Genomic DNA, 24516 nt, shown 5'->3' with positions numbered 1-24516 from the left:
AACAGGGAGTTCGCTATGCTTAAACCACTCTTATTAATTACCACAATTTTCTTTACTGCATACTCGTCAGCAAAACTAGACACTCTACCAGAAGAATTTGCCGATTTCGGCTTAGATAATGATTTAACAATATCTTATGGTGATTTAGATCAGTTGCTTAAAATCACTGTTATTGACTTAGGCCGCTCAGACCGAGGTTTTCGAAAAGGCCAATCAAGCATTGGGACACGCACCCGAGCACATAAAAATAACGATACTGCTTTAGAAGCAAACCGTTTTTATTATGAAGAAGTTGTAAAGGCAAACCTAAAAACTGGTTTTAGAAAAATACGTCTGAGCCTTGAACAAATCCCTCTTAATGAGCTCGTCCTATCTGAGCAACTCGCTTATTGGCTAAATTTATATACCACAGCATTATTAGAGAAACTCATTGAGCACTACCCTATCTTCAGTACTGAAGATTTATTATTTGGTGATAATTCATTACTTGATGAGGAATTTATTACTGTTATGGGACATAGCCTGTCTTTAAATGACATACAACACAACATTGTCTTTAAAAAGTTTGGCAAAAGTAAACCGATTGTAATGTACGGCTTTCATCAAGGGAATATCGGCAGCCCAAATCTTCGCCCAGAAGCCTATGTAGGAAGCAAAGTGTATTACCAACTAGCAGACAATGGTGAGGAATTTGTTAATTCTAACCGAGGTATATAAATTAAAGGGAAAGATAGGCTTTACCTATCCGTCTACTACCAGCAAACAGAAGCCTTGTTTGACGACTTTGAACAAGATTTAAAGTCTCATATTGAACACTATACTAATGGCTCTTTAAAAGATGCTGTAGAGTCATCTAAAGGGTTTAAGCTTACAATAGATGATTGGCATATCGTGGATTTATATCGCACGCATAGAGCCTATGGAGCCTCTTCAGCTATTAACAGGGCTCCGTTAGAAGGTATAGGTGGAATAACATATGGATATCGTGCAGCAGATGGAAGCTATATCGCCGATCCCTTAACGAAGCGGCTAGCTCAATTTGGTCGATATCCACCACAAGTTTGGAAGAAAATTCGCAAGCTTTATAAACAAAGAGAACGTATTAAAGGTACAGTAGAAATCAAAGACCTTGATGTAAATCAAGAGTAATATTTTACTTTACTGTACGCCCTGTTAACATAAAGCAAAAACAGGGTGTACGAGTGAATAATACATTGCAAAGAGCTTTGCACGCATTCAATCAACAACAATATGTGCAGGCATTACAACTCCTTTCTTTACATACAAATAAAACCGCTGATTGGTATACATTGAATAGCTTATGTTTATCAGCTGTAAACAAAACTTTTGAAGCAGAGCAGTGTTATTTAAAAGGCCTTAGCCAATTTAGTAATCATGTTGGCCTTTTAGACAACTACACCAATCTACTTTGTAAACAAAAAAAGTATGCAGAGTGTATTCAGTTTTGTGAATACAACACAGCTTCTTTGTCACTCGAAAAGCCACGACTTAATTATATCGAAAGTCTAATTAACCAAGACGAATTACTGAAGGCTGAGCTGTTTATTAACGAAACATCCCCTTCGCAAACTTCATTAGTTCGATATCACTGGCTCGCTCTAGAGCTTTTCGAGCGATTGGGTGATTTACAACGTATCGAAGACTATTTTCAAACAAAATTACCAGCCCAATTAAAGGGGCTATTTCATTTCGTTTATAAAGAAGCGTGTAATTATCGTAATTTGGGTAAATTTGACAAAGCATTGGAGCTTTTGAAAATGCTTTTAAAACAGCAACCAAGTGCTGAATTACATTATATAGTTGGTTGTACACATTATGATTTACAACAATATGAACATGCACAAGCTCATCTCAAGGCATGCTTAGAGCTTGCTCCTAACTATGTACCTGCACATGAAAGTCTTAATAAGCTCTACTGGGAACACTCACAAAACCAGTTGATGAGTTCATATGCCCATACTTTTAAAAACTATGATGCTAACCCTGTTTTAATCCATTCTCAAATTGGCCAATTGCTGCAATTAGACAAGTTAGAAGAAGCGTTAGTTATAAGTAGTAAAGCAACACAAAGCCATCCGCAGAACTTAGATTTACTTCATGCCCATAGTATTCTTCTTGATAAAACAGGAGAAGCAGAAAAAGCATTTTCACTCCTTCAGCAACTAGTCAAAGCAGCCCCACAAAATGCTCGTTACTGTATTGATTTAGCAAACTTTTACATACAACAAGGCGATTACAGCTCAGCGATCTCTCATTTAGAAACCGCAGTAAAATTTAATCCTAATAACCAAGAGCTTTGGGCATATTTAAGTATTGCTTGGCGACTATCAAATAATGATAAATATCATTGGTTAACTAACCTTGATAAATTCGTTAAGGTAATGGAGCTTCCTGCCCCGCATGGTTTTAAAACGTATGGCGATTTCAATAAACAACTGCAAGAGCTAATGATTGGCCTACACACCAATAAACTACAACCATTAGATCAAAGTGTGCGCAGTGGCAGTCAAACGCAGGGTCACCTGTTGCACCGCTCTAATCAACTCATTGATTTATTTAAGTCATCAATGACGACATGCATAAACCAATATCTGCAGCAGCTGCCAGAAGATGCTAACCATCCTCTATTGGCACGTAACCATCAACGCTTTGTTGCCAAAGGTAGTTGGTCTGTCAAACTAGAACAAGGTGGTTTTCATGCTAACCATATTCACCCACAAGGTTGGTTATCGGCTCCGAGCTATATTTCTATTCCTGATGAAATGAGTAAAGATGATCCGACTAAAAATGGTTGGTTAAAACTGGGGGAAACAAGTCTTAACTTAGGTGATCGAGAATCTATTGCTCGTGAAATATGCCCAGAAGAAGGTCATATTATTATTTTCCCTAGCTATATTTGGCATGGCACTTACCAACTCAAAAGTAAGAGTCCTAGGCTAACAATTCCTTGCGATATCATGCCCTTAAAATAGTGAAAAAAAGACCATCAAACTGATGGTCTTTTCCTCTAATTAGCTGTTATCTATTTAAAAGCGCTTTTGCATCTAAATAGGATTTCTCATCAGCCTGTATATGCTTTAGATAATTTACAAAACGACCTGACGAAGACTTATAAAGTGGTTTTCTAACCTGCCAGACACTCGCTGTACTTACAGTGCCAGATTTATTATGAAACCGCTGGGCTTCATCAGAGTATTCTAGCCCTAAAAAACTAAACAACTGTTCTAACACTTGCTCAGGTGAGCAAACGAGCTGGTCGTAATTCAGAGTAAAAATATCATCGCCAAAACGCGACTGCCAATGTGACTTAATTCGTTGTTGCTGCTCGTAATGATGCAATGTATCGTTTAGCGATACAGCATAATTTAAACTTGGACCTAAATGCTGGAAAAAAGCTGATAAGCTATTGTCTTTAATATCTCGCTCTGTCCAGATAATCTTAGCTTTTGGATATAGCTGCTTGATAATGTCTAAGTAAAGGTAATTTTCAGGGCGTTTATCTGTTACATAAAGCGCACCTTCAGCTCTTAAGGTTAATTGTTCTTTATAACCATCAATAAATTCAGGCTCTTTAGCCTTATTAGCAAGAGCCTTTTCATCGCCAATTAAATTGAATAACGATGAATGTAAATAGGCAATTTCACCACCTGCCGCTATTTGCTCGTTAGAGCTGATGATTTGTTCAATTAGTGTTGAGCCAGAACGAAACATACCGCAAATTATAATTGGTGTTATTGAGCTATTCGCTTCTTGCAGAACAATATTACGAGCTAAGGTGTAGTCAGTAATCTTCTCAACAGATTGGCGATCATAGGCTGGTAAATACTTTTTATTGTAATGATTAGCTTTTACATAATAATGCCAAGCTTGCTGATAATTTTTGCAATCATTAAATACTTTACCAAGTGCATAATAAATATCAGCACACGCTATATCATCTGATTCCCGCTGTAATATGGCTAAGCTTGCTCGTTCATAGTCAATTGCATCGCGTTCAGTGAAGGTTTCAATATCGGCCAATCTTGCTTGAGCCATCGCATTAAATGCATCTATTTTTAAAACCTGTTGAAATCCCTTCTTAGCCTTGTCTTTATCACCGAGTTGTTCATAAATATTTGCCAATGCAAAGTGGGCTTGCAGATTATTACTATCGGCACTAATTGCCTGTTCTAAATACTTTATTGCTGAATCTGGCTGATGTAGTTGATCATTATGGACAAAAGAGATTTCGATTAAAGCAGGTACTTTAAACTGCTCAGACAAAACCCTCGCTTGATCTAGATAAGTTAATGCTGCATCTGCGTTATCAAGCTTTCTTTCTATTTTACCTAGCTGAAAACAAATATCAGCTTGCTGCGGGTTTGTCTCATATAAAGGTAATAGCGCGTTTTTTGCAATTTCTAGCTCACCACAACTTAAACTTAATTGTACTAGGGTCAGTACGTAATCAAACTTTGTAGGAGCAATTGATACCAGTTGCTGGCAATAAGAAATGGCTGTTTCAGTGTCTTGTTGCTGCATAGCAACTTTAAAGAGAATCTGTAACGCTTTTTCAGCAAACTCACTGTTATGTGTTAACGGTTTTAATAATTCTATCCCCTGGCTAACTTTACCTTGCTGAAGTAAAGCAACAGCTTGGGTAAACGTGTGTTGTTCTGATGTCATTGTTTCCCCATAAAAAAAGCTTCCCCATAAAAAAAGCTTCCCCATAAAAAAAGCGAGCCGAAGCTCGCTTTATCATACATTAATTAATTCAAATTAGAATTTTAATGAAACGCTTGCGTGGAAGTAACGACCAAGTGTGTCGTAGTAACCAGCTACTGCGTTACCATTTGTAGATAATGTACCGCCTACTAATGGTGGCTCTCTATCTAATACGTTATTCACACCAACAAGAACACGAGTGTAATCATTGATTGTGAATGAACCCTTAAGGTCAAGGTAGCTTTGTGAACCGATACCGTCTTGAACTAATGTGTCAGAACCAGTGTAATCGTTCACGCCACTAAAGAAGCGCCATTTAGCTGTCGCTTTCCACCAGCTGCCAGTGTCGTAGCTTGCGCTAAGAACATGACGCCATTCTGGTTGTGGGAAACAGCCATTGTCTAGTGTATCAACACAATCATACGGTTCACTTACACCTGGAATATCTTCATATTCTTTAGTCATCATGTAAGTACCGATTAGGCTAGTCGAAAGTGTACCACCGCCAATTTCCATGTCGTAGTTAGCACTTAAATCGATACCTTCAAAGTGAATGTTACCTAAGTTAGTGTTAGTTGCAACAACTTGACCAGAACCAACCCATAAGCTACCGCTACCAGGTGTACGTTCAATCTTATCACAGAACTGTGCATCGCCTGTTAGACCACATTGACGAACGATTAACTCAGGGTCAATTGCACCGATTGCGTCTTCAAGTTCGATATCCCAGTAGTCGATTGAGAAGTTGAAATCTTCAAATGGGTTACCAACAACACCTAGGGTGATTGTGTCTGCAATTTCAGGACGAAGTTCTGGGTTACCACCGAAGAAACCGTTGTACTGATCCGCAGGGCTCTTACCGATGCTACCATACTGAGAAGCTGAAACACCTGTGTTTGCACAAGCTGATTGGCTAAGTTCTGGAGTTGCAGTCGCACATGGATCTACACCACCCCATAAGCCACGGCTTTGTTGAGCAAATAATTCACCATTGTTTGCTGAACGTACTGCACGGTTGTAGCTTGAACGGATTTTCCAGTTTTCAGTTACATCCCAGTTCATTGCTACTTTATAAGTAGGCTCTGAACCTGAAGTGCTGTAATCAGACCAACGATAGCCTAAGTCGATTAATAGGCTTTCAACACCAGTGATGCCTTCAACGATTGGTAAGCTTAACTCACCGAAGAATTCTGTTACATCGTACTCACCGTTAAGGCTCTTAGTTGGACCACCTTGACCAAGTAGTAGACCTTGCGCGTAAACTTCATCCGCTGTACGGCCGAATGTCTCTTCGCGGTACTCAGCACCAAATACTGCTGCAATTGGGTAATCAGAAGAAGGTAGACCAAATTCAAATTCACCTGTTACGAAACCACTTACGATGAATTGCTCTGTAACACCGTTAAGGATTGCAGTACCAGTTAGTGCGCCAGCTGCTTCAGCAGAAACACCTTGGTAAGTGAATACTTCGTAAGGAATACAGCCGTCAGTTGCCGCACAATCTTCACCATTTGCAGAAAGAGCTGTACTGATACGTGGACCGAAGAAGTCATTTTCGTATGCAGAAGATGAAGAAGTTGAACCATATTGCATGAACGCTTCATATGACCAAAGGTCACTAATTTCACCTTTACTACCTAATACTAAACGGAATGAGCTATGCTCAAGTTGGTTAACACGAGGACCACCTTCAACGTTACGTTTACCGATGTAAGTTGCAAATTGGTCACCTGAAGTTAAACCGAAACGGTCAGTTAGGTTTTGACGCTGTGCATCAGTTAGTAATGGGCTATCATAATCCATTACATAATTTTCGTTGAAGAACGTACCAGATTCTGCGATTTGTGCAGAAGTACGGTCACGCATGAACATAGCTTCAATGAACGGGTGGAAGTTATCATTTACTTCATAGTTAGCAAATAAACCAAGTGTATGACGTTCATCTGGACGCATAAAGTGGTTAACTGGCGCATAGTTATATAGGTTGCCGCTTGAAGGAATGAAGCTGCTATCAGTACCTAGTGTCCAGTAATCGTAATCATCCCAATTGAAGCCACCAGCATCTGTAACACCAGCGATATAGAAGTTAGGAACAACTGCGTTACCAGAACCACCACATGAAGTACCTGTAGAAGATAATGCACAAGATGAGTAATCACGTGAACCTTGACGTAATTCGTTTTGTTTGTTGTAAGTAAAATAACCTACAGCATGACCTTTACCGCTATCGAATGAACCACCTAGCGTAGCAGAGAAATCAAACGATGAACCATCAAAACCAGTATTACCGCTTTCGTATTCAAAACCTTTTTCATCCATTAAACCTTGGATGTACTCGTTATCGTTATCATGTTGATAAGCTGTTGAGCCTAAGTTTACTTCGAAACCTTCGAATTGATCGTCCATTACGAAGTTTACAACACCCGCTACTGCGTCAGCACCATAAGTTGATGAACCACCACCAGTCATAACATCAACACGTTTGATAAGTGCTGCTGGGATTTGGTTGATATCTGCAGATTGGCTATAGATACCACCTGCTTGCATACGACGACCATTGATAAGTACTAAGGTACGTTGTGAGCCCATACCACGTAAATCAAGAGTAGCAGTACCAGAAGCACCATTTGATTGGAATGCAGTACTTGAAGCTTCAAGTTGAGGCAAGCTGTTCATCATGTCTTCAACACGAGTAAAACCAGCAACTTCGATATCTTCAGCTGTTGTAACTTGTACTGGGCTTGCAGTCTCAATATCAGTACGTTTGATACGTGAACCTGTAACTTCAATACGTTCAACTTTTTCTACTGCTTCTTCTTCGGCAGCATAAGAGTTTACAGAAAACGCAGCTGTTGAAGCTGTACCAAAAGCAAGCGCTAAGCGAACTGCTTTTGAAACTTTATTATTTAACATTTGATTCTCCCTGGACCACTATGTTGTGGTTATATTTAGCATAAGCTTGTTTATTATTTGTATCGCATCAGGACTGCGACAAACAAATAATAAACAAATAAAACAAAATATCCAGCTCTTTATTTACAATTTTTTAATGAAGCAGCAAAAAGTTTACTTTTTCTGTTTTTGTGAACAAAAAACACCCAAATAAGCATTTAAACCTGTCCACTTGATCATTCATCGCAATAAAGAATCAAAAAAATGTTAATTTTTTTAAAAAAGCTGTATTTGACGGTCACTTAGAGATGAAACTATAGTACCTAAATCAACAACAATCATTTCAGCTATTGGTAGCAATTGTTTATTAACATAAATGCTATAATCATAATTATGCTCACCTATGTAGTACTCTGCACCACTAGGGGTGTAAACGTATTCAATTATTTGACCACGCTGAAACGCCAGGTGGGGATTGTCAGCTAAATGCTGTTTCGCAGCTTTTACATGGGGAGGGATGTTTTTTTGATAATCAGTTAAATGCTGACCTAAACGCTTACGATAGATAAGGCTTGAATCAAACTCACCCGCATAGAGTTTTTTAACATACCTATCAAAGGCTTGCACTATTAATTGTGGACTGTAATTTTCTGAAAATAAAATCTCAAATAATTCTGTCTGAAACTTATGAGCAAGCTCTGTCCAATCACTTCTCACAGTTTCCATGCCTTTAAAGACTAATTTTGAAGCGCCATTTTTTTCAACTTTTCCTACATAGCGCTTTTTAGAACCTGTTGTTTTTCCTCTAATTGTAGGCATAAAAAATGGGCTATAGTGGGTTTCGAACTCAATTTCCAAGAAACTGTCTATTTTATAATCTTGTAATAATTTAATTTGCCAACATTTGTTAATTTTTTTTGCCAGTTTCGTACCGATTTCATTACAGTCATGCGAATTTAGATCATCATCAAGCCTTACAAAGGTCGAATCTGTATCACCATAAATGACTTCGTAGCCCCACTCTTCTATCCACTGCTTGGTGGTTTGCATAATTTCATGACCACGTAAAGTGATAGAGCTAGACAATCGAGGATCATAAAAGCGACAACCTTTTGAACCAAGTACACCATATAAACTATTCATAATGATTTTAATCGCCTGTGAGAGCATAGGCTGATCTTTGTCTTTGGCTATTTGTCTTGTCGCTGCAAGTTCACGGATCAGTTCAGGCAGGTGGTGTTCAGTGCGTGAAAACTGTGCTTGGTTAAATCCTTCGATTGCATTATCTGGCTTTTTTAATCCCTCTATAAGCCCAAGAGGATCTATACAAAAGGTCCTCATGATCGATGGATATAAGCTTTTATAATCAAGCACAAGTATATTCTGATACAAGCCTGGCTGCGATGACATAACATAACCACCTGGGCTGTCAAAGCTTAGCCCGTGATCTCCTAAATTCGGGGCAACATAGCCACTTCTATGTAACAGTGGTAAATAGAGATTAGTAAAGGCAGCAACTGACCCCCCCATTCTCTCTAATTCGAGGCCTGTGAGCTGGCTTCTTACAACCGCAAAGTCGAGCAGTTTAAGCTTCTCAAAGATGCGTAGTACCAATATACAATCTTGTCTGTTGTAGTTAGCAAGCGAAAGCTTCTCTTCATTAAACTGACGAATAATCTCTTCAAGGCGATTATCAGTGCTAATCAGCTTTTCTTCGCCAAGTTCGATGCTTGCTACATTGGCAAGGCTAAAACTGTCGTAATGATAAGTGGCATTTTTTAAGGTATCAATACCATCAACCACAACGCGACCAGGTATTGTAATGCGGGTAAAGTTTCCCTCACGCAAACGCATTTTTTCTTTATTACGCCCAAGCTTTAGTGAAATACCTAGTGCCTCAGCCCTTGCATGAAGTACACTAAAGTCAAATTCAATAACGTTCCAGCCAATCAATACATCAGGGTCAATTCGCTGAATTTCAGTCTCAAACTGAGAAAGCAGGTCAATTTCATCTTCACACCAGTTAATTTGATAATCTAATTCGGCAGTAGATTCTGGGCGCCCTATCATTAACACTTTGTCTATGCCGTCTCCGACTAAGCCAATAGAAAATAGTACGCCATCACCATTACACTCTATATCAATAGAAACGAGCTTAAAATTAGGTTTAAATTCATTGTTTGGTTTTAATTTTGCTTTCTTTAGCAGTCTAAAATCGCTTCGTGTATGAATTTCACCTTTAACCCATACAGAGCCTTTTATAAAACGTTCCATCAAAAATCTGTCAATTGGCCTAACATCATCTTCAAACGTCACTATTTGTGAACTTTTTAAAATTTTGATGGCACGGTAATAGTCTTTTAATGAATTAAAATAACAACAGATCACCGATTGATTTTGAAAGTTTTTTAATTTTGCATCTGCAAAACGAACATAAATGTTTTGACTTTGCAAAAGCCTTTCTGCAGCAGACACTTGATTGTCAGGAATGAAAAACACCACTTCTTGCTGTTCAACGAGCACTTTTAATGGGCCGTGTTTACACCACAACCAAAACACAAAAGTAACCCCTGTTGAGCTATCGAAGGCCTCTTTTGAAAGGATAAAACCTGTATCTGTAACCATTTACTTCAAATATCTATCACGGTAGAGGTATAGTACACCCTAACTATAAAAAATTATAAGAGCCAATTATGAGCCCAATTAATGCAATTAAAAGCGCAAAAACACTCGTTGCTACTGAACCACATAAGGCTAAAGCTTTGTTGCTAGACATACTCAAACAACACCCTGAATATCATGATGGCTGGGCATTACTCGCTGAAACTCACAAAATGCTGCAAGAGCACGAACAACAGCAAAGTGCTTTAAAACAATATGAGATGATTTTTTGGTTTAACAAACAATTAGAAACGGCTAAACAACAGTTAAATAACCATAACCCTCGCCAAGCTGAGCAAATCACTAAGCAACTACTACAACTCGTGCCTAATGAGTATAGAGCACTTCAAACGCTGGCTGATATCGCACTAAAGGTGGGAGATAGCAAAGCGTACTTTGACATATCAAAACATAACCTCGAGAACAACTCGCAAAAACAAGCAGTCCTAGAAAACTACTGCCAAGCCTTACTCAATACCAAGCAATTTGAAGAGTTACTCACATTTTATCGCACATCGATCCCCTCTCCTACTTTATTTATTGAGAGTTTAATTGCTATCGCTCATGTAAAAATGATGCAATTTGATAAAGCACAGGCCATCTATAACAAGTTACTCGATGCAAACTATTACGCAGCCCATTGCCACCTTCGACTTGGTAACATAGAAAAAATCAAAGGTGATACTGAACTTGCTATAACGCACTATAAACAAGCACTCCAACTAGATAACAGACTAGGTGAGGCCTATTGGAATTTAGCTAATTTAAAAACATATACATTTAATAATAGGGATATAGACAGTTTAGTAGAACAAACACAATCTGCTGTTCAAAACCTCAACAGTGCTCAACTTTACTTTGCTCTCGCCAAAGCCTATGAACAATGCCACAACTACGAACTCTCATTTAAGACATTAGAAAAAGCAAACAAAATTCAAAAAGCACTAATACCATACAAGCCAAGCAACTTTACTTTTCGTTGTAAAAAATATTTAACTCAAAGATCTATTAATAATCTTACATCTAATGAATCGCTACAGCTGATTTTTATCGTCAGCTTACCGCGAAGTGGCTCTACCTTAGTTGAGCAAATTTTAGCAAGTCACCCTGATGTTGATGCAAGTTACGAGCTCACAGAAATAAATGCAATCGCTCGAGAGTTAGAAAGTAAAAAACTCTCAGATGTTCCTTATGGCCTTGATAAGCTAACTGATAAAGATAAAGCACACTACGCTGATAGATACCTAAAATTTATTGCTCCTTTACGTGGAAAAAACAATATATTTATCGATAAGCAACCAGTGAACTTTCATCATATCGCGTTAATTAAAACGCTCTTCCCAAATGCGAAGATACTCGAAGTAACGAGAGATAAAGCCGCAACTGCGTGGAGTTTATACAAACACTCTTTCTCTGAGGGTCACGCCTATAGCTACGACTTTACATCTCTTGCAGAATATATAAATGATTACACTGATTTAATGTCGCACTGGCATTGCTTATATCCTGACGAAATATTTAAAGTCGACTATCAAAATCTTGTTAATGATTTTTCCAACACCGTGAGTGAGTTACTAACTTACTGCGATTTAGAAATGCATGAAAGCTGCATGAGTTTTTATAATCACAAACGCCCAATTATGACACCAAGCTCAGAACAAGTAAGGCAACCCATTTACAAAGATGCATTAACAGAATGGTCTAATTATCAGGTTCATCTTGAACCTCTATTAAAGCTAATAAAATAATAATCGAACAAGTCGCTTGTAGTTGCCCAGTTAAATCTCTAAAATTCATTACTGTAATTATATACATACTTTAGGTTTTCTGGGCATGCTATCTGACTCTTTAAAAAAAACAATTCGGCAAATTCATAAGCATGTTGCTGATAACCTTACTGACTACCGCCCTAGAAGCAGTCAAAACTATTTAGTTGCCGAGATAGCAAAAACCCTTGCCGGTGAGTATCACAAAAGTCAACGTATCTGTGTCATTGAAGCTGGCACAGGGACCGGTAAGTCACTCGCTTATTGTTTAGGTGCATTACCATTGGCGATGGCCAAAAAAAAGAAATTAGTGATTTCGACGGCAACTGTTGCCCTACAAGAACAGTTAATTAGTAAAGAACTGCCGTTTTTTAAAGAGCACTCTGGGTTAGATATTAAATTTGATTTAGTTAAAGGTCGTCAGCGTTATATCTGTGCACAAAAACTTAGTGCTGCAGTTAATGGCGACAGCCAAACGCAAATGGAGTTTATGCCAACCCTGTCATCACCACTTTCAGATATGGAAACCAAGTGCTTAAAGCAACTTTATGATGCTTATTCAAACAAACAATGGCAAGGCGATCGCGATAGTTGGGCTGATACTATTCCGGATAAAGTTTGGAATTTAATTGCCTGTGATAAACACTCATGCCAACGACAAATGCGCGCTCATCAGCTCTGCCCTTTCCATATGGCGCGTCAGCGTCTTATGCAAATGGATGTGCTAGTGATCAACCATTCTTTGTTACTAGCTGATCTTGATTTGGGTGGTGGTAAGATTCTACCTGAACCTGACGATACTATTTATGTTATTGATGAAGCCCATCACTTAGCGCACATCACTCGAGACTTCTCATCTGCTGCGGCAACAATCAAAGGCACCATCGACTGGCTCGACAAGCTTGTTAAATTCGCAGGGAAAATGGCGAATGTACTCGTGGGTCAAAAAGCGATTGGGCAAAATTTTAAACTCAGTGACAGCATCAATGATGCGGGCAAAAACCTAAAAGTAGTCCGTGACATTCTTGATAATGCCGACTTTAACTACAATAGTGATGATACCTATCGCTTTGAGCATGGTGAGATTCCAGCGGCTTTGCATGCTAAAGCAAAAGATATTAGCGATGCCACCCTTGATGCACTAAGAGCACTTAACAAGATGCACGACACCCTAGTGCAAGACGTGAGTGATGGCGATATTAAACCTTATGTGGCCGATCCAATATTGGCTGAAAGTGGCCAGTACATTAATCGCCTAGAGTTATTAAACAAGCTATGGTTTAGTTACGCTACAAAAGGTGAAGGTATTCCCCATGCTCGATGGATAAAACGCCTAGAGTATAAGAACCATCACGATCATTTACTCAGTGATTGCCCTATTGAAGTTGGCTATTACTTAAAAGATAAATTATGGAACCAATGTGCAGGTGCTGTTCTGTGTTCAGCGACATTAACGGCACTTGGCTCATTTGATCACTTTGCATATGAATGTGGCCTTGCCAAAGAAGAAGGTGTCAAATACATTAAAGTTCCTTCTCCGTTTGATTATCCAAAACAAGCCACGCTGCATATTCCTGCAAGTCATATTGAGCCTACAGAGAAAGCCTTTAGCGACCACTTAGCTGAACAGTTACCTAAATTCCTTAACGATAAAAAAGCTAATTTAGTGTTATTTGCCTCTTATTGGCAAATGGACCATGTCGTCAAAGCGTTGAGAAGTAAAGGGATTGATGTATTAGTGCAAGGTGAAATGTCGCGTGAGGCACTTTTGAAAAAGCATAAAGCGAATGTAGATTTAGGCCGTGCTAGTTATTTATTTGGCACTCAAAGCCTGTCAGAGGGTCTTGATTTACCGGGTAAATACTTAGAAAACTTAGTTATAACAAAGATTCCATTTGCGGTGCCGACCTCCCCAATAGAAGAAGCGCAGGCTGAGTTTGTACAAAGTAAAGGTGGCAACCCGTTTCTTTCGATAACCGTTCCTGATGCTGCAAAGAAATTAGTACAAAGCTGTGGTAGACTGCTTCGTAAAGAAAATGATCAGGGTCGTATTACTATTCTTGATCGCCGATTAGTGACCAAGCGATATGGCAAAGCCATGCTCGATACCTTGCCACCCTTTAAAAGACAAATTGATTATTAATGTTTGAATTAGCTTTAGACCCAACAACATGGGCACTATTATGCGCAGTGGCGCTGGCAGCTGGCTTTATTGATGCTATCGCAGGCGGTGGCGGCATGTTAACTGTGCCGGCGCTATTAACTGCGGGCTTACCTCCCCATCTCACATTAGGCACAAATAAACTTGCAGCAAGTTTTGGCTCATTAACAGCCAGCGTGACCTATTTTCGTAAAAAGTTATTCAACCCTCGATTTTGGGCCGCGTCCATCCTAGCAACAGCCATAGGTGCGCTTATAGGTACCCTGGTGGTTGATTACTTAAGTATTGAATTTCTGAATAAATTATTGCCCGTGGTAATTATTCTAGTAGCTTGTTACAGCTTATTTGGCAGTTTAAGTACTACCGAGCATAACGAATTACCAAAACTTGATGGCAAAACTAAAATTAAACAGTGGCTGCAAGGGCTTGGGCTAGGCTTTTTTGATGGTTTAGCAGGCCCAGGGACTGGTACGTTTTGGACTGCTTCAAATAGTCTATTATATAAAATGAGCTTGTTACTTAACTGTGGGCTTGCTCGCTCGATGAACTTCGTTTCAAATTTTATTTCTTTGATCACCTTTGTTGCGTTAGGGCATGTGAACTTTATACTTGGTATCACGATGGGCTTTTTCTTGATGCTAGGTGCATGGTTAGGTGCGCATTCGGCAATTAAGTTTGGCAGTAAAATGATCCGCCCCGTGTTTAACACTGTGGTTATTGTTTTAGCATTAAAGTTAATCTATGAGGCTTATTTATAAATGCAATCGACTGCTTTTGATAAACTGCGTTCACAAATTGAAAGGCTAAAGCAATTAGCTACACAATTTGATAAGGGTAATTTGTTTGCGAAAAATCGTTATATGCAAGCCCAACCAAGTTTATTTGATAAAGCAGTATTTAGCACAAAAAGTATGAAGCTGGCAGATTATGTCATAGAAATCGAAGATGAGCTTAACAGCCTGCCACCTGCTGAGCATCGTCACGCATATCAATATGCTCTTGAACGAATTGCCCTTCAGGTAGAAGCTGTATTCAATGTGATCAAATCAACCCCTGTGTGGGCTAAAGAAAATAAGTACAGTTTTAAACCAAAAACAAAGCCACAAGTTTATAAACAAGCAGTAAAAAAAATCATGCAGTCGTCACATGAACTGTATGATGAACTAAAGCAAAATCACGAGTTTGAGCGCCGCTTAGTTTTGATGATTGAAGAGCGAAAACTTAAGCTCGAAGCTGCAAATACGCAGCAAGCAGCCGAAATCAATAAAGAAATACTTGCATTGCATGCTAGGTTGGGCCGTTGCCGTAAGGCAATTTCAGCCACTGAAGACAAAATTCAACAGGTCGAAAAACAGCAGCTCAGATAATGTTTTACTATCATCCAAGTTATTCAGCGTTAGCTTTACCTGAGCGTCACCGCTTCCCGATTGATAAATATCGCTTGTTGAAACAACTTATCAGCGGCTTTATTGATGAGCAGCATTTCATTACCCCACAACAAGCCACTCGAGCACAGCTTGCTCTGTGCCATGACCAAGATTATGTCGATGCTTTTTTAACTGGCAGCCTTGATACAAAAGAGATAAAAAAAATGGGCTTCCCTTGGTCACATGAATTAGTTGAACGAACACTTTATTCTGTAGGGGCGAGTATTCATGGCGCAGAGTATGCCTTGCAACATGGTGCAGCTTTTAACCTAAGTGGTGGTTATCACCATGCATTTACAGGCTATGGCAGTGGCTTTTGTATTTTCAATGACTTAGCGATAGCAGCTGCGCATTTAATTAATACAGATCAAGCCGACACCGTGTTAATCTTTGACTGCGACGTTCACCAAGGTGACGGTACCGCTGAAGTGACACAAGCGCACCCTCAGATCATTAGCTGCTCAATTCATTGTCAACAAAACTTCCCGCGAATTAAACAGCAATCAAACTACGACTTTTCCCTAGAGCATGGCACAAAAGATACTGAATACTTGGAAACAGTGAAACAAGCATTAGCCTTAACGATGAGACTCCACCAGCCAGATATCATTTTGTACAACGCCGGCGCAGACATTGCAACGAATGACGAATTAGGACACTTTCAAGTCAGTATGGAGGGAGTGTATCAACGTGATTATTTTGTATTAAACCAAGCGAAAGAAGCAAAAATCCCTGTCTTTGCAGTCATGGGCGGTGGCTATCAGCGAAATGTAAGCCGTTTGGTTGATGTTCATGGTCAGCTTTTTAGGGCTGCTGTCGATTTATTTTAAAGCTTGGTATACACTTAAAGTGACTTTTTAATTGGGTTCACTTTGTATGAAATTGCATGACGACATTCACAACTACTATGAAAAACTGGTTGTCGAAGACATCACAAAACGTAACTTAGAAACGACCTACAGTGATGATGTTATGGCAGATTTATGCTGCACTGTATTAAATCAACTCCCTGCCCGCTACATACGCTATGATGTTGATATGGAATTTTATTTACCGCAAACAGAGCGTATAAAAATGGAGCAGCAAGTACAAACGGCAATCGATGTGGCAATCAGTCAAGTTGCTAAGAAAAAGGAACTACAATCATGAGTAGTGAGTTAGAGCATGCGCCTGACTATATAAAGATTGCTGTTGACCTAATTATGCTCTTAGAGCAAAACGACGTACCTGCTGAAGATGTATTAGCCGCACTAGAAATCGTAAAATCTGACTTCGAAAAGAAACTCTCAAAATCAACTAATTAATAGTCCGAAAATGGCGAGTATTAGGGCATAAATTTGTTATGCTCAGGTTTTATAATTAAAGAATGTAACACCATGTCATTGCCAAGTTTTTTGCGCTTATTCATCCTTGCTGCTATTTGGGGCGCTTCCTTCTTATTTATGCGTATGGCAGCTAATAGCTTAGGCCCTGCGGTATTAATAGAGCTAAGAGTTGGCTTTGCAGCAATAACACTCTTTATTTTTGCTTTATACTTACGAAAGACACTCGCTTTCACGACACATAAAAAACACTTTTTTATTATTGGCGCACTTAATTCCGCTATCCCCTTTTTACTGTTTGCCTATGCAGCACAAACAATCAATGCATCAACCTTATCAATACTAAACTCAACAACCCCAATTTGGGGCGTGATTGTTGGTATTATTTGGAGTAAAACTAAACCCACTAAAAGTATGCTGCTTGGCTTACTATTAGGTTTAACGGGCGTAGCAATTTTAGTGGGTCAAAATAGCCTCACTATCGATACCCAAGCAGTTACAGCAATCTTTGCAGCACTTTGTGCTTCACTAAGTTATGCCATAGCATCCCATTACACTAAGCATGCACCAAAGTTGTCTGCTTTTGATAATGCTCATGGCAGTATGTGGGCAGCAAGTATTATGGTACTACCGCTTATTTTTGTTATTCCTGCCAGAGAAATGCCAAGTAATGAAGTGATGCTTGGAGTGGTCGCTCTCGGTGTGCTTTGTACTGCTGTGGCGTATATACTGTTTTTCCGCTTGATTGATGACATTGGCCCAACTTCTGCGTTGACTGTTACCTTTTTAATCCCACTCTTTGGTATTGTATGGGGTAATTTAATTTTAGATGAACAAATAGGGCCAAATACCTTAGGCGGCGCACTTTGTGTTATCGCTGGCACCATGCTGGTCACAGGCTTTATCCGTATAAAACCATTTTTAAAACGAAACACCTTGTAACAGAATGCAAATTGCATTTTTAAATACAATCTATACTCTATTAGGTACTAAATATGGAAGGAGAATAGTATGTCAGGTACTACCATGGTGGTGTTAATCGTGCTGATATCAGTCGGCTCTGGGGTAATTTATGATATGTATAAAAAACACCTTGAGTTTAAATCACGGACTTTAAAGAATTCAAAAGAAGCAAACGAACATGTTGCCGAAGTGACAAAAGAACTTCAAGAATTAAGAGAACGTGTACAAACGCTCGAAGCCATTGTCACTGACTCTAGCTACAGCGTAAAACAAGAAATTAATAAACTTTAATTACAATAATAAAGCTGAGTACTCATCAAGCACTGGCTGATAATAAGCCGCGTCTTGATTTAACATGCGTTGGTAATGAGCACATAACTGCTTTAAATAGGCTTGGTGCTCTTTACTTGTTAGTTGCCACATTTGCTGTCCAACTCGAGTAACCTGTTTCGATGATGACGCACTCATAGCTATGATTTCATAAAAGCGTTTATTTTCACAAATCAACTGTTCTGATACGAGCCCTAATGAGAGTGTTTGCAAATAGCGGCGAACTTGATAACTGTGATGTACAGGGCAAACAATAAAGTCAATATGAATACCTGGGTGATGACCCACAATCTTCGCTAAAAATTGCACCAATAGCTCACCACCAACACCCGCAATAATAACAAGATGACGTTTATTTGGATCAGGGGAAATCATCGCAACATCCTGACAATGAACTTGCCAGCGAGCGCATTGCTCGTTAGTGGCAAAGCGCACCAGTTTGTCATTTAGTGCTTGCATCAACTCAGGCACAATATCAACAAAATGTATAAGCTGTGCTTTATTTTGCTGTAAAAGCTCAATTCCTAACAAACCGTGGTCGCAGCAGCAATCCCAGATTTCGTCATAGCCTGAATCAACCACATCAACGATGGCTGATAGTCGTTTACTCAATGCCATTAATTTGCTGTTTTATAGACTAAGGCTTTTAAACTTCGATCACTGTCTACTTCAACAAAGCCATCTGTCGGTTTTAAACGCTCAACAAAACAAATAGCCCCTTGCGTATGCTCAGCAATTAGCTCTTTAAACGCCTGCTCTGAAAGCTCAGGGCTATTAGCACAAAGCAATAATTGGGTGTTTTCATTTAACAGTTCAGGTAAACGACGCAGAATTTTTTGATAATCCTTAGTCAATATAAAGCTTCCTTTTTGAAAGCTCGGTGGATCAACAATGATCAATTCATAAGGTGCTGATTTTTTTAACTTGCCGAATGACTTTAAAATATCGTGTGGGAAATAACTAACTCCTTGAGCAAAACCATTTAACTGATGGTTTTGTTTACCCGTTCTAAGCACGCCTTTATTCATATCCATATTAATAACTTGGTCAGCACCACCCTGCATTGCAGCAACAGAAAAGCCACAAGTATAAGAAAACAAGTTTAGCACTTTTGCGTTTTTACTATTAGCTTGGACAAACTCACGACCACGACGCATATCAGGGAATATACCGGTATTTTGGCGACTAAGTAAATCTACTTTAAACTTAATACCATTTTCACTAACAAGGTGCTCTTGTGGTAATTCACCAAACAGAAGAGAATTTCGGGTATTAATTCCACAACGTTGTTGGTAAACCAATGCAGTCACAAGCTCTGGTGCGTTTACTTGCGCCCATTGCCACACTGTATTAGTTAATTGCTCAAGCACTTGTTCATCTATTTCTTCATATGAAACTAAAAAAAGTGCTGGCGGATAAAAGTCTAAGTTAATGTGACTAAGCTCAGCCACGGAGTGGCCACGGCCATGAAATACACGGCATAATTCATTTGTAGCAAGAGGAGCCTCTGCTAAAGCATTTAAAATGGCAGAAAAATCGTTTGTCATAATCTTTAGTTAATTAACTGTTGTTGTAATTCGTGAATTTCATCACGCACAGATGCCGCTTTTTCAAATTCAAGATCGCTAGCATAGGCATGCATTTTCGCTTCAAGCTCTTTAATTTGGCTGGCAATTTCTTTTGCGCTGAGTACTTGTTTAGACTCTTTACGCACCAATTTAAGGTTGTCTTTAGGGCTTGCTTCTTCGCCCACATCCATAATATCGGTGATGCTTTTAACCAAAGCTTGCGGCTCAATACCATGCTCAAGATTATAAGCTTGTTGTTTTTCACGGCGGCGATCTGTTTCATCAATGGCTTGTCTCATTGATTTAGTAATGCGGTCACCATAAAGAATCGCTTTACCATTTAAGTGACGTGCAGCACGACCTATGGTTTGGATCAGTGAACGAGTAGAGCGTAAGAAACCTTCTTTATCGGCATCAAGTATCGCTACTAAGGATACCTCTGGCATGTCGAGACCTTCTCGTAATAAGTTAATGCCCACTAACACATCAAACACACCTGCACGTAAATCGCGGATAATTTCAACCCGTTCGACGGTATCGATATCTGAGTGCAAATAACGAACTTTTACGTCATGGTCATTTAGGTAGTCGGTTAAATCTTCAGCCATACGCTTGGTTAAAGTAGTTACCAATACCCGTTCGTTGACCTCAACTCGTTTGTATATTTCAGAGAGTAAGTCATCTACTTGTGAGCCCACTGGGCGCACTTCAATTTCTGGGTCAATAAGCCCGGTTGGACGAATGACCTGTTCTGCAACCTCCCCTGACGAGCGTTCAAGCTCAAAGTCACCTGGGGTGGCTGACACATAAATAGTTTGCGGCGCGATTGCTTCAAATTCTTCAAAGCGTAATGGGCGGTTATCTAACGCCGATGGCAAGCGAAAACCATACTCAACGAGATTTTCTTTACGGCTTCTATCACCTTTATACATAGCACCGATTTGCGATACCGTAACATGCGATTCATCGATAATCATTAATGCGTCATCAGGCAAATAGTCAAGCAATGTTGGCGGCGGATCGCCTGGCGTTCTGCCAGATAAGTAACGCGAGTAGTTTTCGATTCCTGAGCAATAACCAAGCTCGGTCATCATTTCGATATCGTACTGGGTGCGCTGAGCAATACGTTGCTCTTCTACAAGTTTATTGGCACTAAGTAGCTGAGAACGACGGTCTTTAAGCTCATCTTTTATTTTATCAATAGCATCGAGAATTTTTTCACGCGGCGTAACATAGTGCGTTTTTGGGTAAATAGTAGCGCGTACAATGTGCTTTTCAACAGCCCCAGTAAGTGGGTCAAAAATACTTAAACGCTCTATTTCATCGTCAAACATCTCCACACGAACGGCATAAGTATCAGATTCTGCAGGAAATATATCAACCACTTCCCCACGAACACGATATGTACCACGGCTAAATTCAATATCGTTTCGAGTATATTGCAATTCAGCAAGACGACGCAGCATGTCGCGTTGATCGACAGTTTCTCCAACTTTAAGCAGTAGCATCATTTTCATATATGAGTCTGGATCGCCCAAACCATAAATAGCAGACACCGAAGCCACAATGATCGTATCACGACGCTCAAGTAGCGCTTTAGTAGCGCTTAAACGCATTTGCTCAATATGCTCATTGATAGACGCGTCTTTTTCAATGAATGTATCACTAGCAACAACATAGGCTTCTGGCTGGTAATAATCATAATAAGAAACAAAATACTCAACCGCGTTATGAGGGAAAAACTCTTTCATTTCCCCATAAAGCTGAGCAGCGAGTGTTTTGTTGTGTGCCATGATAATGGTTGGCCGATTCAAATCATTAATGATATTGGCCATAGTGAAGGTTTTACCCGTTCCTGTAGCCCCTAATAATGTTTGATGTGCAAGCCCAGCCTCAAGACCGTCTTTTAACTGTGCAATCGCCGTTGGTTGGTCACCATTTGGCTGAAATTTAGAAACTAGCTGAAAATGGTCGCTCATGAATGACACTCCTTCACATAAGACTCACTTAACCCATCAACTTCTTTGATAAACCATCTATAGGCAACTACCGCAGTAAATAGGTTACCTATAGCCGCGCCAATAAATAACCCTTTTAACCCAGCAAACTCACTGCCGATATAAGCAAAAGGCACGTAAAAAACAAACAGACGTACTACACTTAAAATAAGCGCATTCATCGGTTTATGTAATGCGTTAAATGAAGAGTTCGATAGAATAATTACCCCTTGTAGGCCATAACTTAGCGGTAGGATATAAATGAACAGCTTAATAACATCCATTACCGCCTGCTCTTTACCAAATACATTAGCTATCAAGCCAGAAGTTAATAGCAGTAAAATATAAATAGCAAACTGCCAAATCATCACGAATTTTAAGGTTTTAGTGTAGGCTTCTTTTACACGTTCAAACTTACCGGCACCAAAGTTTTGACTAACAAATGGCGGTAAAGTCATCGATAAAGCAAGCACAACAAGACTTGCGATAGACTCAATTCGACTTCCAACACCAAACGCTGCTACAGCTTCAGGACCATGCTTAGCCACTAATGCCGTAATTACCGCCATTGCTATTGGTGTAAGCATATTTGCCCCCGCCGCTGGTAAACCAATTTTAAGAATTTTTTGAATTGAGCTAAATGGTGTTTGCAAACCAGCATGCAAACTCAATAAGCCATTTTTAATTGCTAGAATATATAAAATGATAACCACCGCAACCGACCACGCAATAACGCTGGCAATTGCTGCGCCTTGTATACCTAATGCGGGAATAGGCCCAAAGCCAAAAATAAGCATAGGGTCTAAAATAGCATTAATCAGCCCCGCTCCACCCATAACAATGCTCGGAGTTTTGGTATCACCACTTGCTCTAAGTACTGAGTTGCCAACCATAGGTGTAATTAAAAACACGCTGCCAAGGAACCATACACTCATATACTCATGAATAAGCGGTAATACTAATTCACCAGCACCAAGTAACTTAAAAATAGGATCTATCAGAAGATAGCCCATCACAGAAAGACTAAACACCATCACAACCGATACCAACAATGACATACTGGCATCAAAGCGAGCTTCATCTAACTTATCACTACCGAGGGCTTTAGCGATAACCGCTGAAGTGCCTATACCTAAACCAATTGCAAGGCTAATAACAGTAAAAGTAACAGGAAAGGTAAAACTGACAGCGGCGAGAGGTTCAGTGCCTAGTAAACTAATAAAGAAGGTGTCAACAAGGTTAAACATCATTAGGGTGATCATTCCAAAGATCATCGGAATGGTCATTTTTTTTAAGGTTGGCAGAATGGGTGAGTTTAAAAGATCAGGTTTAGTTTTGCTCTGCGGTTTCACGCTCATGGGGATACTTTGCCTCTTTTTCTGAACCTGTTAGTTTAAAGCATCCTTCTCTTGCAAGCTATGCTTTATTAGCAGAATCAAAATTGATACACAAAACTATCACTTTTGACACTTTGACATAAAAATAACCACTAACCCTCATAAAATACAAGATAAAAACAACTTTAATAGCTTTGTTACAATTAAAAGGCAGTTTTCGCTGTTTTTTTACACAACAAATCGCGCTATTTCATCGTCACGAATAAATTTACTTATCAATTCAGCATGGCTTCAGATAAAAATACTAAGCAATTGATTTATAATAAAATAAAAAAACTTAATTAAATGCTTGAAATTGCTGTAGCGCCCTAAAATCCTAGTACTATAGCTGTTCTTAAAGTTTAATAAACAGAGTTATCCACAGAAACCGTGGATAACTCTCTAGAAGCCGCAAATATAAAGGCTTCTAAGGTGGATGTTCATCTCTGTATAGGAAAAGTAACAAAGCCTATTGTTTTAACCTTTTTATAAGTTTCTAGAAAAGAACGCGTAAAAATTGTTCTACCCTATTATAAAGTTAAGTATGACAATTAAAGTTCTATAAAATTTCATATGCTAAGCATATGAAATACAGCACTAAAAATGAGTTTACTTCTATTGGGTTCAGATCATTTTTGAGTTTCTCTGCAAAGAATAGAGAAATCTTTACTAGTCCTACACAGTAAATACAAAGAAAAAATTACGCTCGGAGAACTTCAAACAAAAAGAATTAGATCTGATTTTCATAGTTAGAATAAAACATTGGATAAATGATGATTTACTCAACTTGGTAAAGAATATCTAAGCAAAGAAACTTTTTTATACTTTTAAAATGATGCTTCTGTTTAAAAAGCATGCAAAAAATAAAAGCTTTCGACATAGGTCCCCTACTACAAGCTAAAAAATGCAGTGGTTTTCAGCTACATTTTGCGCAGATCGAACATAAAAACATCGAATAAGCTTCTTTTTTGAATTTATGAAGTTTTTATGTTGACACTTTGCAATGCTGTCATTAATATTTCGCCCCGTTGAAAGGCATGACGCTTCCCCCTTAGCTCAGTTGGTTAGAGCGACGGACTGTTAATCCGCAGGTCCCCCGTTCGAGTCGGGGAGGGGGAGCCAAGTTTTTCAATCATAAACGATTCCCCCTTAGCTCAGTTGGTTAGAGCGACGGACTGTTAATCCGCAGGTCCCCCGTTCGAGTCGGGGAGGGGGAGCCAAGTTTATGAATATGATTGTTCCCCCTTAGCTCAGTTGGTTAGAGCGACGGACTGTTAATCCGCAGGTCCCCCGTTCGAGTCGGGGAGGGGGAGCCAAATCATAGCACC

The 24516-nt window shown here is 39.3% G+C and carries 19 protein-coding genes and 3 tRNA genes; 15 read left to right on the top strand and 7 right to left on the bottom strand.

All coding sequences use genetic code 11. The features are described 5' to 3' along the window. Positions 1–15: 15 nt before the first annotated feature. From J8Z25_RS06645 to J8Z25_RS06635, 3 genes are read left to right on the top strand one after another with little or no spacing between them, the layout of a single operon-like run. Positions 16–717 carry a DUF547 domain-containing protein gene (locus J8Z25_RS06645; RefSeq protein ID WP_250661877.1) on the top strand — a complete coding sequence of 234 codons (702 nt, stop codon included), beginning with the start codon at positions 16–18 and terminating at the stop codon, positions 715–717. Between the two features lie 54 nt (positions 718–771). After that, positions 772–1149, top strand: a complete 378-nt coding sequence (locus tag J8Z25_RS06640) for a hypothetical protein (RefSeq protein WP_250661876.1) — start codon at positions 772–774, stop codon at positions 1147–1149. Between the two features lie 53 nt (positions 1150–1202). Further along, positions 1203–2993: a putative 2OG-Fe(II) oxygenase gene (locus J8Z25_RS06635; protein ID WP_250661875.1), complete on the top strand. Its 1791-nt coding sequence runs from the start codon at positions 1203–1205 to the stop codon at positions 2991–2993. A gap of 46 nt (positions 2994–3039) precedes the next feature. On the opposite strand, the gene J8Z25_RS06630 is transcribed toward J8Z25_RS06635, so the two are convergent. The 3 genes from J8Z25_RS06630 to J8Z25_RS06620 form a co-directional block, all read right to left on the bottom strand. Further along, positions 3040–4686, bottom strand: a complete 1647-nt coding sequence (locus J8Z25_RS06630) for a tetratricopeptide repeat-containing sulfotransferase family protein (protein ID WP_167658861.1) — start codon at positions 4684–4686, stop codon at positions 3040–3042. Positions 4687–4779: 93 nt separating this feature from the next. Next, positions 4780–7638 carry a TonB-dependent receptor domain-containing protein gene (locus tag J8Z25_RS06625; RefSeq protein ID WP_250661874.1) on the bottom strand — a complete coding sequence of 953 codons (2859 nt, stop codon included), beginning with the start codon at positions 7636–7638 and terminating at the stop codon, positions 4780–4782. A 255-nt stretch (positions 7639–7893) separates the two neighbouring features. After that, a complete protein-coding gene (locus J8Z25_RS06620; protein WP_250661873.1) occupies positions 7894–10242 on the bottom strand; it encodes a DNA polymerase II in 2349 nt (782 codons plus the stop codon). A gap of 68 nt (positions 10243–10310) precedes the next feature. Here J8Z25_RS06620 and J8Z25_RS06615 point away from each other — a divergent pair, with 68 nt between their 5' ends. From J8Z25_RS06615 to J8Z25_RS06575, 9 genes are all read left to right on the top strand, one after another. Then, the gene (locus J8Z25_RS06615) at positions 10311–12026 is read left to right on the top strand and encodes a tetratricopeptide repeat-containing sulfotransferase family protein (RefSeq protein ID WP_250661872.1); all 1716 of its coding nucleotides are present in this window, start codon (positions 10311–10313) and stop codon (positions 12024–12026) included. 85 nt (positions 12027–12111) lie between these two features. Next, a complete protein-coding gene (dinG, locus tag J8Z25_RS06610) occupies positions 12112–14187 on the top strand; it encodes an ATP-dependent DNA helicase DinG (protein ID WP_130051835.1) in 2076 nt (691 codons plus the stop codon). Then, the gene (locus J8Z25_RS06605) at positions 14187–14963 is read left to right on the top strand and encodes a TSUP family transporter (protein ID WP_178926812.1); all 777 of its coding nucleotides are present in this window, start codon (positions 14187–14189) and stop codon (positions 14961–14963) included. The genes dinG and J8Z25_RS06605 overlap by 1 nt, the downstream gene beginning before the upstream one ends. After that, positions 14964–15572 carry a primosomal replication protein gene (locus J8Z25_RS06600; RefSeq protein WP_130051837.1) on the top strand — a complete coding sequence of 203 codons (609 nt, stop codon included), beginning with the start codon at positions 14964–14966 and terminating at the stop codon, positions 15570–15572. Then, complete coding sequence (locus tag J8Z25_RS06595; protein WP_205987945.1) at positions 15569–16462, top strand: histone deacetylase family protein; 894 nt, start codon at positions 15569–15571, stop codon at positions 16460–16462. Before J8Z25_RS06600 ends, J8Z25_RS06595 begins: the two co-directional genes overlap by 4 nt. A 46-nt stretch (positions 16463–16508) precedes the next feature. Continuing rightward, a complete protein-coding gene (locus tag J8Z25_RS06590; protein ID WP_130051839.1) occupies positions 16509–16781 on the top strand; it encodes a late competence development ComFB family protein in 273 nt (90 codons plus the stop codon). Beyond that, positions 16778–16936 (top strand): DUF2496 domain-containing protein, encoded by a 159-nt coding sequence (locus tag J8Z25_RS06585; RefSeq protein ID WP_130051840.1) that lies wholly within the window; start codon positions 16778–16780, stop codon positions 16934–16936. The genes J8Z25_RS06590 and J8Z25_RS06585 overlap by 4 nt, the downstream gene beginning before the upstream one ends. Positions 16937–17008: 72 nt before the next feature. Further along, positions 17009–17896 (top strand): DMT family transporter, encoded by an 888-nt coding sequence (locus J8Z25_RS06580; RefSeq protein WP_130051841.1) that lies wholly within the window; start codon positions 17009–17011, stop codon positions 17894–17896. Between the two features lie 69 nt (positions 17897–17965). Then, complete coding sequence (locus J8Z25_RS06575) at positions 17966–18208, top strand: hypothetical protein (RefSeq protein WP_054563649.1); 243 nt, start codon at positions 17966–17968, stop codon at positions 18206–18208. On the opposite strand, the gene J8Z25_RS06570 is transcribed toward J8Z25_RS06575, so the two are convergent. The 4 genes from J8Z25_RS06570 to J8Z25_RS06555 are packed head-to-tail and all read right to left on the bottom strand — an operon-like array spanning position 18209 to position 23170. Then, on the bottom strand, positions 18209–18865 hold the full coding sequence (locus J8Z25_RS06570) for a tRNA (adenine(22)-N(1))-methyltransferase (RefSeq protein ID WP_250661871.1): 657 nt from the start codon (positions 18863–18865) through the stop codon (positions 18209–18211). It lies immediately after the preceding gene. After that, complete coding sequence (locus J8Z25_RS06565) at positions 18865–19794, bottom strand: class I SAM-dependent methyltransferase (protein WP_130051843.1); 930 nt, start codon at positions 19792–19794, stop codon at positions 18865–18867. Before J8Z25_RS06565 ends, J8Z25_RS06570 begins: the two co-directional genes overlap by 1 nt. A 5-nt stretch (positions 19795–19799) precedes the next feature. Continuing rightward, positions 19800–21794 (bottom strand): excinuclease ABC subunit UvrB, encoded by a 1995-nt coding sequence (uvrB, locus tag J8Z25_RS06560; RefSeq protein WP_130051844.1) that lies wholly within the window; start codon positions 21792–21794, stop codon positions 19800–19802. Then, the gene (locus J8Z25_RS06555; protein ID WP_130051845.1) at positions 21791–23170 is read right to left on the bottom strand and encodes an MATE family efflux transporter; all 1380 of its coding nucleotides are present in this window, start codon (positions 23168–23170) and stop codon (positions 21791–21793) included. Before J8Z25_RS06555 ends, uvrB begins: the two co-directional genes overlap by 4 nt. A gap of 1063 nt (positions 23171–24233) precedes the next feature. On the opposite strand from J8Z25_RS06555, the gene J8Z25_RS06550 reads away from it, so the two are divergent. The 3 genes from J8Z25_RS06550 (at position 24234) to J8Z25_RS06540 (ending at position 24504) form a co-directional block, all read left to right on the top strand. After that, positions 24234–24310: transfer RNA gene (locus J8Z25_RS06550), tRNA-Asn, on the top strand. 21 nt (positions 24311–24331) lie between these two features. Further along, positions 24332–24408: transfer RNA gene (locus J8Z25_RS06545), tRNA-Asn, on the top strand. Positions 24409–24427: 19 nt separating this feature from the next. Further along, positions 24428–24504, top strand: a tRNA-Asn gene (locus tag J8Z25_RS06540). Positions 24505–24516: the final 12 nt, after the last annotated feature.

This window comes from Pseudoalteromonas sp. SCSIO 43101, from assembly GCF_023650775.1.
Taxonomy (GTDB): Bacteria; Pseudomonadota; Gammaproteobacteria; order Enterobacterales; family Alteromonadaceae; genus Pseudoalteromonas; species Pseudoalteromonas apostichopi.
The sequence above is the reverse complement of the archived record's forward strand: the minus strand, read 5'-3'. Positions and strand labels throughout refer to the sequence as shown.

Coding starts and splice junctions, on each gene's coding strand:
- J8Z25_RS06645 (WP_250661877.1), top strand. CDS start 16: ATGCTTAAACCACTCTTATTAATTACCACAATTTTCTTTACTGCATAC.
- J8Z25_RS06620 (WP_250661873.1), bottom strand. CDS start 10,242: ATGGTTACAGATACAGGTTTTATCCTTTCAAAAGAGGCCTTCGATAGC.
- J8Z25_RS06580 (WP_130051841.1), top strand. CDS start 17,009: ATGTCATTGCCAAGTTTTTTGCGCTTATTCATCCTTGCTGCTATTTGG.
- J8Z25_RS06565 (WP_130051843.1), bottom strand. CDS start 19,794: ATGACAAACGATTTTTCTGCCATTTTAAATGCTTTAGCAGAGGCTCCT.
- J8Z25_RS06605 (WP_178926812.1), top strand. CDS start 14,187: ATGTTTGAATTAGCTTTAGACCCAACAACATGGGCACTATTATGCGCA.
- J8Z25_RS06570 (WP_250661871.1), bottom strand. CDS start 18,865: ATGGCATTGAGTAAACGACTATCAGCCATCGTTGATGTGGTTGATTCA.
- J8Z25_RS06625 (WP_250661874.1), bottom strand. CDS start 7,638: ATGTTAAATAATAAAGTTTCAAAAGCAGTTCGCTTAGCGCTTGCTTTT.
- uvrB (WP_130051844.1), bottom strand. CDS start 21,794: ATGAGCGACCATTTTCAGCTAGTTTCTAAATTTCAGCCAAATGGTGAC.
- J8Z25_RS06575 (WP_054563649.1), top strand. CDS start 17,966: ATGTCAGGTACTACCATGGTGGTGTTAATCGTGCTGATATCAGTCGGC.
- J8Z25_RS06585 (WP_130051840.1), top strand. CDS start 16,778: ATGAGTAGTGAGTTAGAGCATGCGCCTGACTATATAAAGATTGCTGTT.
- J8Z25_RS06615 (WP_250661872.1), top strand. CDS start 10,311: ATGAGCCCAATTAATGCAATTAAAAGCGCAAAAACACTCGTTGCTACT.
- J8Z25_RS06590 (WP_130051839.1), top strand. CDS start 16,509: ATGAAATTGCATGACGACATTCACAACTACTATGAAAAACTGGTTGTC.
- dinG (WP_130051835.1), top strand. CDS start 12,112: ATGCTATCTGACTCTTTAAAAAAAACAATTCGGCAAATTCATAAGCAT.
- J8Z25_RS06555 (WP_130051845.1), bottom strand. CDS start 23,170: ATGAGCGTGAAACCGCAGAGCAAAACTAAACCTGATCTTTTAAACTCA.
- J8Z25_RS06600 (WP_130051837.1), top strand. CDS start 14,964: ATGCAATCGACTGCTTTTGATAAACTGCGTTCACAAATTGAAAGGCTA.
- J8Z25_RS06630 (WP_167658861.1), bottom strand. CDS start 4,686: ATGACATCAGAACAACACACGTTTACCCAAGCTGTTGCTTTACTTCAG.